Raw genomic sequence first — 15,022 nt, 5'->3', positions numbered from 1 at the left:
GCCCGGATGGGTTCTCGAAGGCGAGCGAAAATACCGCGCGGAAGACTTGCGCTAAAAGCTCAGCGAGCTGCCGACGCCGAACTCGAAGGCGTGATAGTCGTCGTCGGTGGCCGGCACGGCGGCGCGGCGGTCGCGATACCAGGTGTAGCCGACGTCGGCGTCGAGATCGATGCCGGGCGCGAGGTTGTAGTTTGCGGTGATGACCGCGCGGTTGAGCTTGATCGCGCCTTCGGTGCCGTTGCCGTCGCCGAAGAAGTCGCCTTCGTAATTGCCGTGGCTGTATTGCAGGCCGAGGCCCCAGCCATCGCCGTAATAGGCGGCGCCGGCGCCGGCGATCCAGATGTCGTTGTCGGGTCCCGCCTGGTCGAAATACTGGAAGACGCCACCGACCGCGACGGACCCGAAAGTGAAGGAGCCGCTGGTCTGGTAGGCCTGGTTGCGGCCGTCCGGCGTGTCCAGGGTGCGGTTGAAGCGGGTCTGCCAGGAGCCGCCGCCGCCCCAGGTCATGCTCCAGTCTTCGCCTTCGTAGCTGTAGGTGGCATAGGCGGAGACGATATGGCTGGCCCCGCCGTCGGGGATGACCGGCGTGCCGGAGCCGTTGACGCCGACCTGGGTGTAGTCCTCGGCGTTGGCGCTCGGCGTATAGCTGACGGCGAGCTGGAAGCCGCTGTAGACCGGCGAGATGTAGAGGATCTTCTGCGAATCGTTGTCGGCGCTGAAGCAGTAGGAGTTGGAGCCGATCGGATCGTTGGAGCCGGAGCCGACCGGGCTGAAGGCGCTGAAATTCGCGGTGCCGCCGGGCGGCGTCGGGCACTGGTTCTCCAGCGCGTCATTCTGCGAGCCGATGCGGATCTGGCCGAAGTCGCCGCTCCAGAACACGTAGCTCTTGTCGATCTGGTCGGCGTCGTTTTCGCCCACCAGCTCGATGCGCGCGCCGATGGTGAGCCCGTTGTCCAGCGTGGTTTCGCCGGAGAAATATACCTCGGCATCATGCTTGAAGGCGTCCCAGGTCCGGTGGTTGCCGAAGCGGCCTTCCTCCTTGTGGTCGAAGGAGACGACATAAGAACTGGAGAAGTAGCCGCCGACCTCGAGCTTGATGCCGTCGGTCGCCGAAGCCGAAGCGGCAAAGACCGCCGAGCCAAGCCCGGCCAGCATGGACGTGCGCAGCAACGTCTGTCGCATGATTTCCCCCTGTTCCGCCCCCCGGCGGCGCCCCAGCCCGACCGACGCCACCCCGGCGATGGTCTGAGCTGTATCATAGTCCGATCTCGGACAGCGGAAGTCAATCGCGAGAGTGCGCTACAGGCGCTGATCGGTGTTCGGATTCGTTGGGGACGGCGGGTTGAGAAGTATGCAGCATCGCTGGCGATGCCGGGATCCGAGCCCCACAAAAGAAAAGGGGAAGCGGTTGCCCGCTTCCCCTCGAGACTTGCCCGACCCGGTTGCCCGGGATCGGATAAGGCTTAGAACGTGAACTTCGAACCGATGCCCACGTCGAACGCGTCGTAGTGGTCCGCGTTGTTGTCGGCAGTCGCGGTGTCGTTGAACCAGGTGTAACCCAGTTCGGCGTCGAGCAGCACGCCCGGGCCCATCTCGTAGCTGCCGGTCAGGATGATCCGGTTCAGCGTGCGATGGCCGTTCGGCAGGTTGACGAACGACACCGGGCCGGTGCCTTCGAAGCGGCCATGCGAGCCCTGGATACCAACGGTCCAGGCATCGACGCCGTAGCTGGCACCGCCGCCCGCGACCCACTGGTCGTTGTCCAAGCCGCCGATGTCGGCGTACTCGAAGATACCGCCGACCGCGAAGCCGCCGAAGGTGACGGTGGCAGCAGTCTGGTAGAAGGCCGTCTTGCCGTCATTCAGACCGGAAACGGTGTTGGCCCCGGTCGCCCAGGAACCGCCGCCGCCCAGGTCGATACCCCAGCCGTCGCCGGCGAAGGAGTAGGTCGCATAGGCACCGAAGATGTGCTTCTGGCCAGGCACGCCGCCATCAGCGATGACCGGAGTACCCGAACCGTTGACACCAACCTGAGTGTAGTCCTCAGCGTTGTTGCTCGGGGTGTACTGCAGGATCAGCTGGAAGCCGGCGAAGTTCGGCGTGGTGTACTTGATCGACTGCGAGTTGCCGAAGTCGGCGCAAACCGAGTTCGAGCCAACCGGGTCGTTCGAACCCCAGGAAGCCGGGGAGAAGCCCGAGAAGTTCGCCGTGGCTCCCGGAGGGAACACGGGGCAGGCGCCAATGACGCCGTCCTGCGAACCGATCTGGACCTTACCGAAGCCGCCGGACCAGTACACGAACGCCTTGTCGATCTGGTCGCCCGCGTTCTCGCCTTCGAGCTCGATCTGCGCGCCAACGGTCAGGCCGTTGTCGAGCGTGGTCTCGCCCTTGAAGTGGACTTCCGCGTTGTGCAGGAAGCGGTCGTAGGTGCGGTGATTGCCGAAATCGCCCTCACCCTTGCTGTCGAAGACGCCCTGGTAGACGGTCTGGAAGAAGCCGCCCACATCGAGCTTGATCCCATCGGACGCCTGCGCGGCGCCGGCAACGGTGCCGACACCCAGCAGGGCCGTGGTACCCAGAAGAACTTTCTTCATCTCGAGATTCCCTAAGTTTGCGATTGCCACCGATACCGGTACCGACATCGGATGCCCCTCGTCCTCAGGTCGATTTGTTCGGTACGTTCTGCCGTCTTGCCCGCCCCGTTGGTGTTCCTTGCGGCGTGCGGACGCTCGGAACCGGGTCACTGGTGATAGACAGAACAGGCCGAACAATCCCACCGACCTGGAAACAGCGAAACCTTCTCTAAACCCTGTCCGGGTGTCAAACCATTTGAGGCAAAGCCTGTGGCATTTTTCCAAATCTGTGGCGATGCTGCCACAGTTCGCCCTAAAGACCTGATTCCGCGCGTGTCGCGGGTGTGGCCGCGAAACGGGGTGGGGATCAGATGACACAGATCGCGGCACCGGAGAGGGCGAACCCGCTGCCCAATTTCGTTCCGCTAAAATTCCCCTTAAATGCCGTAAATAGGCGTATTATCCCATAACAGCATCTCCCGACCTTCGGGTGTGCGCCGCCCCATCGGCAAAAAAACGGCACTTCTTCAGAGCGGCCAGTAGCCGAAGCGCTCCATCTGCTCCTTATGCGCCTCGACCACCCGGTCGATCTGCGCCTTGCTGAGGGCGGTGCGCCACTGCCCGGCCTTGCCGACGCGGAAGAACTTCTCCGCCTTGAAGGAGCGCTCGCGGAAGCCCTTCTCGTCCTCCTGGGCGCGCAGGCTCTTGAAGGACGAGCGCTCGATCGCCCGCTCGAGGCGATCGCGGGGCGGGTTGAGCCCGAGGAAGCGCGCGACCCGCGAGAAGGCCACCACCGGCTTCTTCAGCATGTCCTCATAGCGAACGATGTGCAGCCAGGGACCCGGCTGGTTGGTCCAACTCAGCACATGGGTGGACCAGCTCTTATGGACCTCGAACACCAGCTGTTCGCCGGTCGGGGTCCCGCTGTTCGGGTCGCCCATGATGCGGATCGACTCGTCGATGCTGACCGCGTAGTGGTCTGCCAGCGAGATGCAGACATCCAGCGGGTTGCGGATCACGTAGATCGCACCGGCGGTCAGGTCCATGTGGATCATCGGCAGCCCGTCGAACTCGACATGGGCGTTGTGGGTCTTCACGAAGACATCGTCCGGGCTCATCCGGCCGATGTCCCGCTGGGCCTTCCAGCGGGTCTGCATGACCTCGGCGTTGGTCCAGTCCTTGGTCGGGTTGCTGAGATAGGTCTGGTAGAAATGCGGCGTCGAGTCGCTGAAGGAGAACTCGCCCAGGCGGTTGATGTCGTAGTCCGACTTGGGATCCCGGAGCAGGTTGTGAAGAAATGCCCGCATCCAGGTGTTGCCGGACTTCGGAAAGCTTGCCAGCCAAATGAGTCGGCCCATGGGTGCTCTGGTATCCGTCTGACTATGAACCTGATATTCCGGACTTTGGTTAAGCCGGCCGGCGAAAGGTATAAATCGCCAAGACGTTACGGCCCGGCACCCGCGCCCGCTCTTGACCCGAAAGCCGCAAATCGCTTAGGTCTCATCGGCTTCGGCGGGTTGCAACAAGCGCTAACCGCGGCGACCGCCGTTTATCTGGGAGCAGCAAGGGCCGTCAACATGAAAATCGAAGCCTTTCGGGGCTGGACTGCCTTTGCCGGGCGTTTGCTACCCATTGTTATTCTTGGCGTTCTTTGCGGTTATCTGAGCGCCTGCAACTTCTCGGTCGGCGGCGATCCGACCTATCCCGATGAACGGGACAAGACCGAGCGCGGCGCCGGCGCCAACAGCGGCACGATGTTCGGCGAAGGCGGCCTGTTCGGCAGCGACAAGGGGACGGCGGATAGCGGCGGCACCGGGGTCGGGGTCAACAGCCTGCTCTGGCGCGCCTCCCTCGACACCATCTCCTTCATGCCGCTGGTCTCGGCCGATCCCTTCGGCGGCGTGATCATCACCGACTGGTACACGCCGCCGCAGACCCCGGACGAGCGGTTCAAGGTCAATATTTACATCCTGGGCCGGGCGCTGCGGGCAGACGGCATCCGCGCCTCGGTGTTTCGCCAGACCAACCAGGGCGGCACCTGGGCCGACGCGCCGGTCGCGCTCAACACCAGCACCGATCTCGAAAACGCGATCCTGACGCGCGCGCGCCAATTGCGCATGTCGGGCGTGCAGCAGTAGAACCGGCGCCGAGGTTTAACTAGGGCCCACCCCATTTTTCTATAAGGTCAGGTCCGACAAAGCACGGACCGCGAGCAGTTCAGCTATGGCATCACGCTACAATTTCCTGGAAACCGAGACCAAGTGGCAGTCGGTTTGGGCCACCCGCGAGGCCTTCAAGACCGAGGCCGACCCGAGCCGCCCGAAATACTACGTGCTCGAGATGTTTCCCTATCCGTCGGGCCGGATCCATATGGGCCATGTCCGGAACTACACGATGGGCGACGTGGTCGCGCGCTACAAGCGCGCCCGCGGCTTCAACGTGCTGCACCCGATGGGCTGGGACGCCTTTGGCTTGCCGGCGGAGAATGCGGCGCGGGACCAGAAGATCCATCCGGCGCGCTGGACCTATGACAACATCGCGACGATGCGCGCCGAGCTGAAGCGCATGGGCCTGTCGCTGGACTGGTCGCGCGAGCTCGCGACCTGCCATCCCGGCTATTACCAATACCAGCAGGCGCTGTTCCTCGACTTCTTCAAGGCGGGACTGGCCTATCGCGGCGAGGCCTTCGTCAACTGGGATCCGGTGGACCATACCGTGCTCGCCAACGAGCAGGTGATCGACGGCCGCGGCTGGCGCTCGGGCGCCCTGGTCGAGAAGCGCAAGCTCTCCCAGTGGTTCTTGAAGATCACCGCCTATGCCGACGAGCTGCTCGAGGCCTTGAAGGGCCTGGACCGCTGGCCGGAGAAGGTCCGCCTGATGCAGGAGAACTGGATCGGCAAATCGACCGGCGCCTATGTGAAGTTCCGCCTGGTCGGCCGCGAGGATCGTCTCACCATCTTCACCACGCGGCCCGACACCCTGTTCGGCGCCTCCTTCATGGCGGTCTCGCCGGATCATCCGCTGGCGGAAGAGGCGGCGAAAACCGATCCGAAGGCCGCGGCCTTCATCGCCGAATGCAAGGCGGCAGGCACGTCGGAGGCGGTGATCGAGGCCCAGGAGAAGAAAGGCTACCGCATCGCGCTCGAAGCGGTGCATCCCTTCGTCAACGGCAAGACGCTGCCGGTCTACATCGCCAACTTCGTGCTGATGGAATACGGCACCGGCGCGATCTTCGGCTGTCCCTCGGGCGATCAGCGCGATCTCGACTTCGCGCGCAAATACGGGCTGCCGGTGATCCCGGTGGTGCTGCCGCCGAACGAGGATCCGAAGACCTTTGCAATCGCCGACGTCGCCTATACCGATGACGGCACGATCTACAATTCCGATTTCCTCGACGGGCTACCGGTTGAAGAGGCCAAGAAGAAGGTCGGCCTGAGGCTGCAGCAGCAGGGCGACGGCGAGCCGACCACCATCTTCCGGCTGCGCGACTGGCTGGTCAGCCGGCAGCGCTACTGGGGCTGCCCGATCCCGATCATCCATTGCGAGAAATGCGGACCCGTGGCCGTGCCCAAGACCGACTTGCCGGTCCGGCTGCCGGACGACGTGACCTTCGACCAGCCCGGCAATCCGCTGGACCGGCATCCGACCTGGAAGCATGTGAACTGCCCGAGCTGCGGCGCCAAGGCGCGGCGCGAGACCGACACCTTCGACACCTTCGTGGACTCCTCCTGGTATTTCGCGCGCTTCTGCTCGCCGCGCGCGACCGTGCCGACCGAGCGCGACAAGGTCGATTACTGGCTGCCGGTCGACCAGTATATCGGCGGCGTCGAGCACGCGATCCTGCACCTGCTTTATTCGCGCTTCTTCACCCGGGCGATGAAGCTGACCGGCCATGCCAAGCTGGACGAACCGTTCGAAGGCCTGTTCACCCAGGGCATGGTGCTGCACGAATCCTACAAGGACCACGAGGGCAAGTGGCTCTATCCGGAAGAGGTCGATAAGCGCGCCGACGGCAGCGCGGTCCATGTGAAGACCGGCCAGCCGGTCGAGGTCGGCCGCAAGGAGGTGATGTCGAAGTCGAAGAAGAACGTGGTGCCGCCCGCGCGCATCATCGAGACCTTCGGCGCCGACACCGCGCGCTGGTTCGTGCTCTCCGATTCTCCGCCCGAGCGCGACATGGAATGGACCGATGCCGGCGTCGAGGGCGCCTGGCGGTTCACGCAAAGGCTCTGGCGGATCGCCGAGAGCTGGACCGAGGCGCATCCTTCGCTGAGGGAGGAACTCGGCGCCGCGCCGACGAGCTTCTCCGGCGACGCGCTGGCGCTGCGCCGGATCACGCATAAGACCGTGGCCCAGGTGACCGAGACGATCGAGAAGTTCAGCTTCAACAGCGGCGTCGCGGCGATCTACAAATTCGCCAATGCACTGGCCGAGGTGAAGCCGGAAGCGCTCAGCGATGCCGCGGGCTTGTGGGCGCGCAAGGAAGCACTCGACACCCTGGCGCTGCTGATCGGCCCGATGATGCCGCATCTGGCCGAAGAGATCTGGCAGGGCCTCGGCCATAAGACCATGCTGGTCGAGACCGACTGGCCCGTGGCCGATCCAGCGCTCACCACCGACGACCAGGCGACGGTCGCGGTCCAGGTCAACGGCAAGCTGCGCGCGACCATCAGCCTGCCGCGCGATTGCGACAAGACGCTGGCCGAGCAGGCCGCGCTCGCCGATCCCGGCGTACAGCGCGCCATGGAAGGCAAGGCGCCGAAGAAGGTCGTCGTGGTGCCGAACCGGATCGTGAATATCGTCGTCTGAGTTTCACGCGGCAGGAGATGCCCGGATCAAGTCCGGGCATGACGTTTCTTTCTTAGGCGTCACCCGCGGGCTTGACCCGCGGGTCTGTTGCAGGCGGAATCGCGAATCATGAAGCTCGAGCGCCGGCAGATCGACGAGTTCCTGAAGAATCCCGGCGAGAAGACCGCCGCGGTGCTGGTCTTCGGGCCGGACGAAGGCCTGGTGCGCGAGCGGGTCAACGCTTTGGTCAAGGCGGCGGCCGGCAGCAGCGACGATCCCTTCCGCGTGGTCGAGCTCGACGCCGATCAGCTGCGCGGCGATCCGGCGCGGCTGATGGACGAGGCGGGCGCGATCTCGATGCTGGGCGGACGCCGCGCGGTGCGGGTGGGCGGCGTCACCGACGGCCAGACCAAGGTGATCGAGGACTTCCTCGACAGCCACCGCGACTCCAGGAACACCCTGGTGATCTTCGAGGCCGGCGAGCTGCCCGGCCGCGCCACCTTGCGCAAGCTGTTCGAGGGCGCGCCGCATGCCGCCGTCATCGCCTGCTATCACGATTCCGGCGGCGACTTGAAGGCGGTGATTCAGCAGCAGCTGAGCGCGGCGGGGAAGGGTGCCGCGCCGGCGGCGCTCTCCTATCTCGAGCAGTCGCTCGGCGGCGACCGCGGCGCCACCCGCTCGGAGATCGAGAAGCTCATTCTCTATGTCGGCGCGGCGAAACAGATAGAGCTCGAGGATGCGATGGCCTCGGTCGGCCATTCCGCCGGAGTCGAGCAGGACGATCTCAACTACGCGATTGCCGAGGGCGATTCACGCGCGATCGAGCGGCAGCTCGACCTCAACCTCGCCGAGACCGCGCCGATCATGATCCTGCGCGGCCTCGCCCGGCATTTCCTGAAATTGCACGGCGCGGTGGGACGTCTGGAATCCGGCGCCTCGCTGCAGGACGCGATGGTGGCGCTGAACTCGCCCCTGTTCTGGCGCGACCGCCCGCGGCTGGAGAAGCAATGCCGCCGCTGGTCCAGCCGCGCCATCGCCGTCGCCCTGCAGAAGATCGGCGAGACGGAATCCCAGGCGATGCGCCACCGCGAGATCGCCGACACGCTGACCCGCCGCGCCGGGCTGGAGATCGCCGCGCTGCCGGGCAAGCGGTAACGCGATCGGAAACGAAGTTAGCCCCACTAACATCGCAAGTTGTGGTAGCCGTACGCGGGACAGAGCGCTCCGCCGAAAAGCACGGTTGCGTCGATGGGACATGGCATAGCCGATCCGGGTTTCTTGCTGATTCTCTCCGGCGCGGTTGCCGGCCTCGCCTTGGCAACGGCCGCAAAGCGGCTGCCGCATCGGCTGGCCGTGGCCGCGGCCGTGCTCGCCGCCGCGGCGGCATGCATGGTGCCGCGAGAAGCGATCACCGACGGCGCCCTGTTCACGATCAGCATGGTGCTCATGCTGCTGGCGGGTTTGCTGGGACTGAGCGAAATGATCGGCGTGTATGCGATCCCGGTGGTCGCCTGGTTGTCGCAACCCGCTCGAATGTTCTTCCTGGACCACTATCACGCTGCCGGTGAGCCGCTCACGGCGATCCTGGACAACATCTGGTGGTTGCTCATCCGGGTCGTGGCGGTGAGCGCCGTTCTCTTGGCGGCACCGGTTGTTCCGCTTTCGGGTCGTGCGTTGCGCCTGCGCGAGAGGCTTAGCGGCCCGTGGCCCAGCGGCCTCGGCGCGGCAGTCCTCACCATCTTCGCGGTCTGCTGCTTCGGCGGCACGGTGGCGTTGGGCCTGATCTCGCCGCTGGGACAGCGCGCCGCGCAGATCGCGCTCATCGCCGCCGCCCTCGCCTTGCGCATCTGGCGCCCCGCGGCAATCTCCTGGGGCGCCTGGATCACAGCCATGCTCGCGCTCGCCGTCGTGCTGCAAGGCCTCGTCCTCCGGGTCATCGCGCTGCCATACGCCGCTTACAGCGTCCTGGTGATCGCGGCATTCCTGATCGCCGCCGTGTTGCTGATCGCCGGGCCGCGCCCCGAGCGCCGGTCCCGCCGCTGGGCCTGGGGTGCTTATGTCGTGGTCGGCGTTATGCCCGCCCTGGGATTGCTGCTCCGTATCGTCGCGCCCTAGCCGACCGCCAGCTCGGCTACGACGACGTCGTGGTCGGAAATCGCCGCGCCGTTGGCGTCGACCGCCGGCACGGTGCGTGGCGCCGACGCCACCACGTTCCGGGTGAACAGCCAGTCGATGCGACGGAAGGGCGGCAGCGGCCTGCCGTCCGGACGCTGGCGCTGGGTGGCCGCCATGTCGTTGGCGCTCCGCCAGCCGAAGCTTGCCTGCTGCATCACGCCGAACAGCGGCTCGTAGGCATCACAGCGGTGGAACCAGGATCGTGCATCTTCCGGGCGCGCCGGATCGACCTCGGGCAGGGCGGCGGTGTTGCAGTCGCCGCCGATCACCATCGGCGCATTGCCGTAGCAGCCGTTGATGGCCGAGAGCAGCCGCGTCATCTGCTGCGCGCGACCGTTGGCGTCGCTGTCGCTTTCGAGATGCAGCGAGACCAGGACGCAGTCGCCGCCGTCGGTGGCGATCCGGCCCGCCAGCGCCATGCGGCCGCCGAGCCGGCGCTGCACGCCACCGGCCTTGCCGTTCACCCGATCGGCGAACCAGCGGCCGCCGGCATCGAGCCGGATCAGCGCCAGGTCATGGAGCGGCAGTCGGGAGAGGATGGCGTTGCCGTGCAATCCGGCATGGTTGCGCTGGCCCTTGTGCCATTCTCGCTCGCGGTCGTCGCCAAGGCCCAGCTCGACGAACTCGACGCCGTAGGCGTAGCCCATGTCGAGCGCCGCGGCGAGCTCGGCGGTGGTGTGGCGGTTGCCGGAGCGCGCCATGCCGACATCGCTTTCCGAGAGCAGGAGGATGTCGAGATCTAGCCCGCGCAGGAGAGCGGCCGAGGCCTCGCCGTATTTCAGCCGCTCCGCATTCCAGGCGGCGAGCCGCAGCGGGCGGCGCGGCACGGTGACGGTCTCCGGGGGGCGATACTCGATCGCGGTCAAGGCGGTGACGCCGCGGGCGATGCGATCGTGCTCGGCCTGGGTTGGCTCCGCGGTCAGGGCCGCGGTGATCTCGGCGTGACCCGGCGCGGGAAGCGCCGCCGTGGTGAGCGAATGGATCTCGATCATGCCGGTGCTGTTCGTCCCGATTCTATTCCGCGGCCAGGCGGGTGGGCGGAAGCTCGATGCGCCGGCCGCTCTCCGCCTCGAAGAGATGCACGGAGGCCATCGGGATCTTGAGATGGAGGCGCTGGCCGGGTTTCGGCAGCATCCGGGCTTCGGCGCCGCCGCTGCACATCACGGTCATTTCCAGCTCTCCACTCCTGCCGTACAGAACCTGTCCCGTGCCGAGCTCCTCGACGAGCTCGACGGTGAAATCTAGCGTGCCGCGGAGCGGTGCCTCAACCAGCTTGATCTCGTCCGGCCGGACACCGATGGTGACCGGGATGCCCAGGCCATCTCCCATTGGCCCGCTGCCGATCGCGATCCTGCCGTCGGGCGCCATGACGCCCGCCATGAAATTCATGGCCGGCGCGCCGATGAAGCCGGCGACGAAGCGGCTGGCGGGCCGGCGGTAGACCTCGGTCGGCGTTCCGATCTGCTCGATCCGACCCTGGTTCAGGACCACCAGCCGGTCGGCCAGGGTCATCGCCTCGACCTGGTCATGGGTGACGAAGATGCTGGTGGCACCCAGCTTCTGATGCAGCCGGCGGATCTCGATCCGCATCTGGGCGCGCAGCTTGGCGTCGAGATTGGAGAGCGGCTCGTCGAACAGAAAAACCTTGGGCGAGCGGATCATCGCCCGGCCGATGGCGACGCGCTGGCGCTGGCCGCCGGAGAGCGTGCCGGGCTTGCGGTCCAGCATTTCCCCAAGACCGAGGCTCTGCGCCACCTCGGCGATCCTGGCCTTGCGTTCCGCCTTGCGCATGCCGGCGACCTTGAGCGCATAGCCGATATTCTCGCCGACCGTCATATGCGGGTAGAGCGCGTAGTTCTGGAACACCATGGCACAGCCGCGCTGGCGGGGCTCCAGCTTGTTGACGACCGTGCCGTCGATCGCGATCTCGCCGCCGGTGATCTCCTCGAGGCCGGCGATCATGCGGAGCAAGGTTGACTTGCCGCAGCCCGAAGGCCCGAGCAGCACCACGAATTCGCCATGCGCGATGGTGAGGTCGACGCCGTGCACGGTCGGCACCTTGTTGTAGCTCTTATGGACGCCGCGGATTGCGACCTCGGCCATAGCGCCTCTCCTCTTTTTCGCCCATTTACTTTTCAGTTGCGACAAGGCCACGCACGAACCAGCGCTGCATGAGGATCACGACCGCGAGCGGCGGCAGCATGACGATCAAGGTGCCCGCCATCGCGACATGCCAGTCCGGCGTGCCGTTGGTTTGCGGTATCAGTTCGCGAAGCTGGGTCACCGCCGTGCCATGGGCGGAATCGGTGGTGACCAGCAAGGGCCAGAGATACTGGTTCCAGGCCCAGACGAACATGATGGTCCCGAGCGCCGCCATGTTGGTGCGCGACAACGGCAGCAGCACGTCGAAGAAGAAGCGGATCGCCCCGGCGCCGTCCATGCGCGCCGCCTCGGTCAGCTCATCGGGCAGGGTCAGGAAGAACTGGCGATAGAGGAAGGTGCCGGTGGCGGTGGCGATCAGCGGCAGGATCAGGCCGGTATAGGAATTGAGCAGGCCCCATTTCAGCGCGATCTCGACGCCGGTCGCCTGCCGCACCAACCAGGTGATGCCGCTGAGATCGAGCAGCGCCTGGAAAGGGCTCAGGACATTGGCGGCGACCGCATAGGTCGGCACGATCCGGACTTCGAGCGGCAGCATGAGCGTGATGAAGACCGCCCAGAAGACCAGCATCTTTCCCCAGTAGCGGAAGTAGACGATGGAGAAGGCGGTCAGCGCGGCGATGAACACCTTGCCCAGCGCGACGCCGGCGGCAAAGACGATGCTGTTCAGGAGCTTCGGCCCGAGATCGGCGCGGGTCCAGGCCTCGACCAGGTTGACCCAGAACCGGTCGCCGGGGACGAGCGGCATCGGCACTTCATTGACCGTGCGCAGGTCATGCGAGGCGGCGATGGCGATGATCGCGAAGGGCAGCAGCGCCAGCAACAAGCCCAGCAGCAGCAGGACCTGAGTCACGACACTGAGCACCGGCGTGCGCTCGACCATGCTGGAATCTCCCCGGCCTACTTGTAATGGACCCTGCGTTCCAGGAAGCGGAACTGGAACACGGTCAGGCCGATCACCAGCAGCATCAGGATGATGCTCTGCGCGGCGGCGCCGGAATAGTCGAGGCCCTTGAAGCCGTCGAAGAAGATCTTGTAGACCATGAGCTCGGTGGCGCGGTCGGGCCCGCCCGCGGTCATCAGATCGACGATGCCGAAACTGTCGGTGAAGCTGTCAGTCAAGTTGATGACGACCAGGAAGAAGATGGTCGGCGTCAGCAGCGGGACCTGGATGTCCTTCACCCGGCGCAGGAGTCCGGAACCGTCCATCGCCGCCGCCTCGATCAGGCTCTTCGGGATCGCCTGCAGGGCGGCGAGGAAGAAGATGAAGTTGTAGCCGATATACTTCCAGGTATAGGCGATCACGATCGCGACCATGGCCTGGCCGCCGTTCAGCGCCGGGTTCCAGAGGCCCGGCCAGAGGTGATTGAGATAGGCCATGAAGCCGGCTTCCGGGGCCAGGATGAAGCGGAAGGCAACGCCCAGCGCCGGTGCCGCGATCGCGTAAGGCCAGACCAGGATCGTGCGATAGACGCGGAAGCCCCGGAGCTCGCGGTCGGTCAGCAGCGCCAGGGCGAGGGCCACACCCATGCCGAGCCCGGTGGCGGCGAAGGCGAAGGTGAGGCTGACGCCGATCGAGTTCCAATAGACCGCGTCGCCGAGGATATGCGCGAAGTTGGCAAAGCCGACCCATTCATTCCCGCCGCCCCAAGGCCGCTCGAGCGTGAAGGCCCAATAGAGCGCCTCGCCTGCCGGCCAGTAGAAGAAGGTGAAGATGAGCAGGACCTGCGGCAGCACCAGCGCGATGCCGAGCCCCTTGTTGGTGAAGAGGGTGCGCTTTTCCATGCGCTAGCTCGCGCTCACCGGTGATTCGCATCCCCGCCCCGGCCCTCCCCCGATTCGGGGGAGGCGGAAGGAAGGTGCGTCGCGCGAAGACGAACGCGGAAGAACTCCCGCCCCCGAATCGGGGGCGGGTTGGGGTGGGGGTGCGAAACGACGCGAGGACAAGTTGCCGGATTTACGGCAGCTGCTTGCCCTTATAGGTGGCTTCGAAGCGGCGCAGGATCTGGTTGCCGCGGTCGACCATCTGGTCAATGCCTTCCTGCACCGAGACCTTGTTGGCGAAGATCGCCTGCCAGCCGTTGGCGACCTCGTTGCGGATTTGCAGGAAGCCGCCCAACCGCGTGCCGTGGGTCTGTGACAGCTTGTCGGAGGCGGTCAGGCTGGCGATGGCGATCTCGCGGCCCTGGTATTTCGGATCCTGATAGAAGCCCTTCTCCACCATGAAGTCGTAGCCGGTCTTGGTCACCGGGATGTAGCCGGTGACGGTCGACCAGAACAGCGCCTGCTCCGGCTGGGCGATGAAGTCGAGGAAGGCGGCGGCGGCCTTGTATTCCGCCGGCGTCTTGCCCTGCAGCACCCAGAGCGAAGCGCCGCCGACCAGCGAGCTCTTGCGCTCGACTCCGGCGTAGACCGGGAGCATGGCGACGCCCCAGTTCATGCCTTCCTTGGCGGTCCGCCCAATGGAGCCGTGATCGCCGACCGAGGTCAGGATCATCTGGCAGTCACCCGAGGCGAAGGCCGGGACGATCTCCTGGCCGCTCTCCTTGCTCTTGATCACCGCGAGGCCCTGGTCGTACCAGGACTTCAGGTCGGTGACGTATTGCACGAACTTGGTCTTGTTGAACACCAGCTCGGCATCGAGCCCGCCATAGCCGTTGTCCTTGGTGGCGAGCGGCTGATCGTTGACGGCGGAGAACTGCTCCAGCAGCTGCCAGCTGTCATCGGCGCTGATGTTGAAGCCGAAGGGGCAGGCATAGCCCGCATCCTTCAGCGCCTTCATGTCCGCGGCGGCTTCCTCCCAGGTCTTCGGCGCCTCGGTCTTGCCGATCTTCTGGAACGCGTCCTTGTTCCAGTAGAGCAAGGCGGTCGAGGAGTTGAAGGGGAAGGAATACATCTCGCCCTTGGAGGTCGCGTAATAGCCGCGGATGCCGGGGAGATAGTTGCTCCAGTCGACCTTGTAGCCTTCGTCGGCCATCAGCTTCGAAGCCGGGACATAGGCGTCGGAGAGCATGAGATCGAGGGTGCCGACGTCGAACACCTGGACGATGGTCGGCTGCTGGCCCGCGCGATAGGCCGCGATCGTGTTCTGCACCGCGCCGGCGTAAGTGCCCTGGCTGGTGCAGACGATCTCGTAGTCCTTCTGCGATTCGTTGAAGTGCTGGCAGACTTCCTGGACGCGCTTCGAGATGTCGCCGGAATTGCCGTACCAGAAATCGATCTTGGTCTTGCCGCCGGCGATCGCCGCGGAAGAGGAGAGCGCCAACAGCGCCGCGGCGCCACAAGCGCCAAGGGAAAGGCCAAGGGGCCAGGAAGCTTTCATGCCA

The 15,022-nt window shown here is 65.4% G+C and carries 12 protein-coding genes; 4 read left to right on the top strand and 8 right to left on the bottom strand.

The features are described 5' to 3' along the window. Positions 1 to 51: 51 nt before the first annotated feature. The 3 genes from ACYQ4T_RS16545 to ACYQ4T_RS16535 form a co-directional block, all read right to left on the bottom strand. Positions 52 to 1,182, bottom strand: coding sequence for a porin (locus ACYQ4T_RS16545; RefSeq protein ID WP_459856309.1), 1,131 nt, complete (start codon positions 1,180 to 1,182; stop codon positions 52 to 54). A gap of 281 nt (positions 1,183 to 1,463) precedes the next feature. Next, entirely contained in the window at positions 1,464 to 2,594 is a 1,131-nt protein-coding gene (locus ACYQ4T_RS16540; protein WP_459856307.1) for a porin, read from the bottom strand. A gap of 506 nt (positions 2,595 to 3,100) precedes the next feature. Next, positions 3,101 to 3,931: a sulfotransferase domain-containing protein gene (locus ACYQ4T_RS16535; RefSeq protein WP_459856304.1), complete on the bottom strand. Its 831-nt coding sequence runs from the start codon at positions 3,929 to 3,931 to the stop codon at positions 3,101 to 3,103. 24 nt (positions 3,932 to 3,955) lie between these two features. On the opposite strand from ACYQ4T_RS16535, the gene ACYQ4T_RS16530 reads away from it, so the two are divergent. The 4 genes from ACYQ4T_RS16530 (at position 3,956) to ACYQ4T_RS16515 (ending at position 9,476) form a co-directional block, all read left to right on the top strand. Next, positions 3,956 to 4,711, top strand: coding sequence for a DUF3576 domain-containing protein (locus tag ACYQ4T_RS16530; protein WP_459856302.1), 756 nt, complete (start codon positions 3,956 to 3,958; stop codon positions 4,709 to 4,711). Positions 4,712 to 4,796: 85 nt separating this feature from the next. Next, on the top strand, positions 4,797 to 7,382 hold the full coding sequence (leuS, locus tag ACYQ4T_RS16525; RefSeq protein WP_459856300.1) for a leucine--tRNA ligase: 2,586 nt from the start codon (positions 4,797 to 4,799) through the stop codon (positions 7,380 to 7,382). Between the two features lie 108 nt (positions 7,383 to 7,490). Next, positions 7,491 to 8,516, top strand: a complete 1,026-nt coding sequence (holA, locus tag ACYQ4T_RS16520) for a DNA polymerase III subunit delta (protein ID WP_459856298.1) — start codon at positions 7,491 to 7,493, stop codon at positions 8,514 to 8,516. Between the two features lie 123 nt (positions 8,517 to 8,639). Further along, entirely contained in the window at positions 8,640 to 9,476 is an 837-nt protein-coding gene (locus tag ACYQ4T_RS16515) for a hypothetical protein (protein ID WP_459856295.1), read from the top strand. Here the strand turns inward: ACYQ4T_RS16515 and ACYQ4T_RS16510 are convergent. The 5 genes from ACYQ4T_RS16510 to ACYQ4T_RS16490 form a co-directional block, all read right to left on the bottom strand. Continuing rightward, positions 9,473 to 10,528: an endonuclease/exonuclease/phosphatase family protein gene (locus ACYQ4T_RS16510; protein WP_459856293.1), complete on the bottom strand. Its 1,056-nt coding sequence runs from the start codon at positions 10,526 to 10,528 to the stop codon at positions 9,473 to 9,475. The two genes, ACYQ4T_RS16515 and ACYQ4T_RS16510, sit on opposite strands and share 4 nt — an antisense overlap. A 22-nt stretch (positions 10,529 to 10,550) precedes the next feature. Further along, entirely contained in the window at positions 10,551 to 11,639 is a 1,089-nt protein-coding gene (gene ugpC / locus ACYQ4T_RS16505; RefSeq protein ID WP_459856291.1) for a sn-glycerol-3-phosphate ABC transporter ATP-binding protein UgpC, read from the bottom strand. A 25-nt stretch (positions 11,640 to 11,664) separates the two neighbouring features. Beyond that, the gene (locus ACYQ4T_RS16500; protein WP_459856289.1) at positions 11,665 to 12,579 is read right to left on the bottom strand and encodes an ABC transporter permease subunit; all 915 of its coding nucleotides are present in this window, start codon (positions 12,577 to 12,579) and stop codon (positions 11,665 to 11,667) included. A 17-nt stretch (positions 12,580 to 12,596) separates the two neighbouring features. Beyond that, positions 12,597 to 13,481, bottom strand: a complete 885-nt coding sequence (locus tag ACYQ4T_RS16495; protein ID WP_459856286.1) for an ABC transporter permease subunit — start codon at positions 13,479 to 13,481, stop codon at positions 12,597 to 12,599. A gap of 172 nt (positions 13,482 to 13,653) precedes the next feature. Next, positions 13,654 to 15,018 (bottom strand): extracellular solute-binding protein, encoded by a 1,365-nt coding sequence (locus ACYQ4T_RS16490; RefSeq protein ID WP_459856283.1) that lies wholly within the window; start codon positions 15,016 to 15,018, stop codon positions 13,654 to 13,656. Positions 15,019 to 15,022: the final 4 nt, after the last annotated feature.

The organism is Dongia sp. agr-C8, from assembly GCF_054658695.1.
The sequence above is the reverse complement of the archived record's forward strand: the minus strand, read 5'-3'. Positions and strand labels throughout refer to the sequence as shown.

Coding starts and splice junctions, on each gene's coding strand:
- ACYQ4T_RS16545 (WP_459856309.1), bottom strand. CDS start 1,182: ATGCGACAGACGTTGCTGCGCACGTCCATGCTGGCCGGGCTTGGCTCG.
- ACYQ4T_RS16540 (WP_459856307.1), bottom strand. CDS start 2,594: ATGAAGAAAGTTCTTCTGGGTACCACGGCCCTGCTGGGTGTCGGCACC.
- ACYQ4T_RS16535 (WP_459856304.1), bottom strand. CDS start 3,931: ATGGGCCGACTCATTTGGCTGGCAAGCTTTCCGAAGTCCGGCAACACC.
- ACYQ4T_RS16530 (WP_459856302.1), top strand. CDS start 3,956: ATGAACCTGATATTCCGGACTTTGGTTAAGCCGGCCGGCGAAAGGTAT.
- leuS (WP_459856300.1), top strand. CDS start 4,797: ATGGCATCACGCTACAATTTCCTGGAAACCGAGACCAAGTGGCAGTCG.
- holA (WP_459856298.1), top strand. CDS start 7,491: ATGAAGCTCGAGCGCCGGCAGATCGACGAGTTCCTGAAGAATCCCGGC.
- ACYQ4T_RS16510 (WP_459856293.1), bottom strand. CDS start 10,528: ATGATCGAGATCCATTCGCTCACCACGGCGGCGCTTCCCGCGCCGGGT.
- ugpC (WP_459856291.1), bottom strand. CDS start 11,639: ATGGCCGAGGTCGCAATCCGCGGCGTCCATAAGAGCTACAACAAGGTG.
- ACYQ4T_RS16500 (WP_459856289.1), bottom strand. CDS start 12,579: ATGGTCGAGCGCACGCCGGTGCTCAGTGTCGTGACTCAGGTCCTGCTG.
- ACYQ4T_RS16495 (WP_459856286.1), bottom strand. CDS start 13,481: ATGGAAAAGCGCACCCTCTTCACCAACAAGGGGCTCGGCATCGCGCTG.
- ACYQ4T_RS16490 (WP_459856283.1), bottom strand. CDS start 15,018: ATGAAAGCTTCCTGGCCCCTTGGCCTTTCCCTTGGCGCTTGTGGCGCC.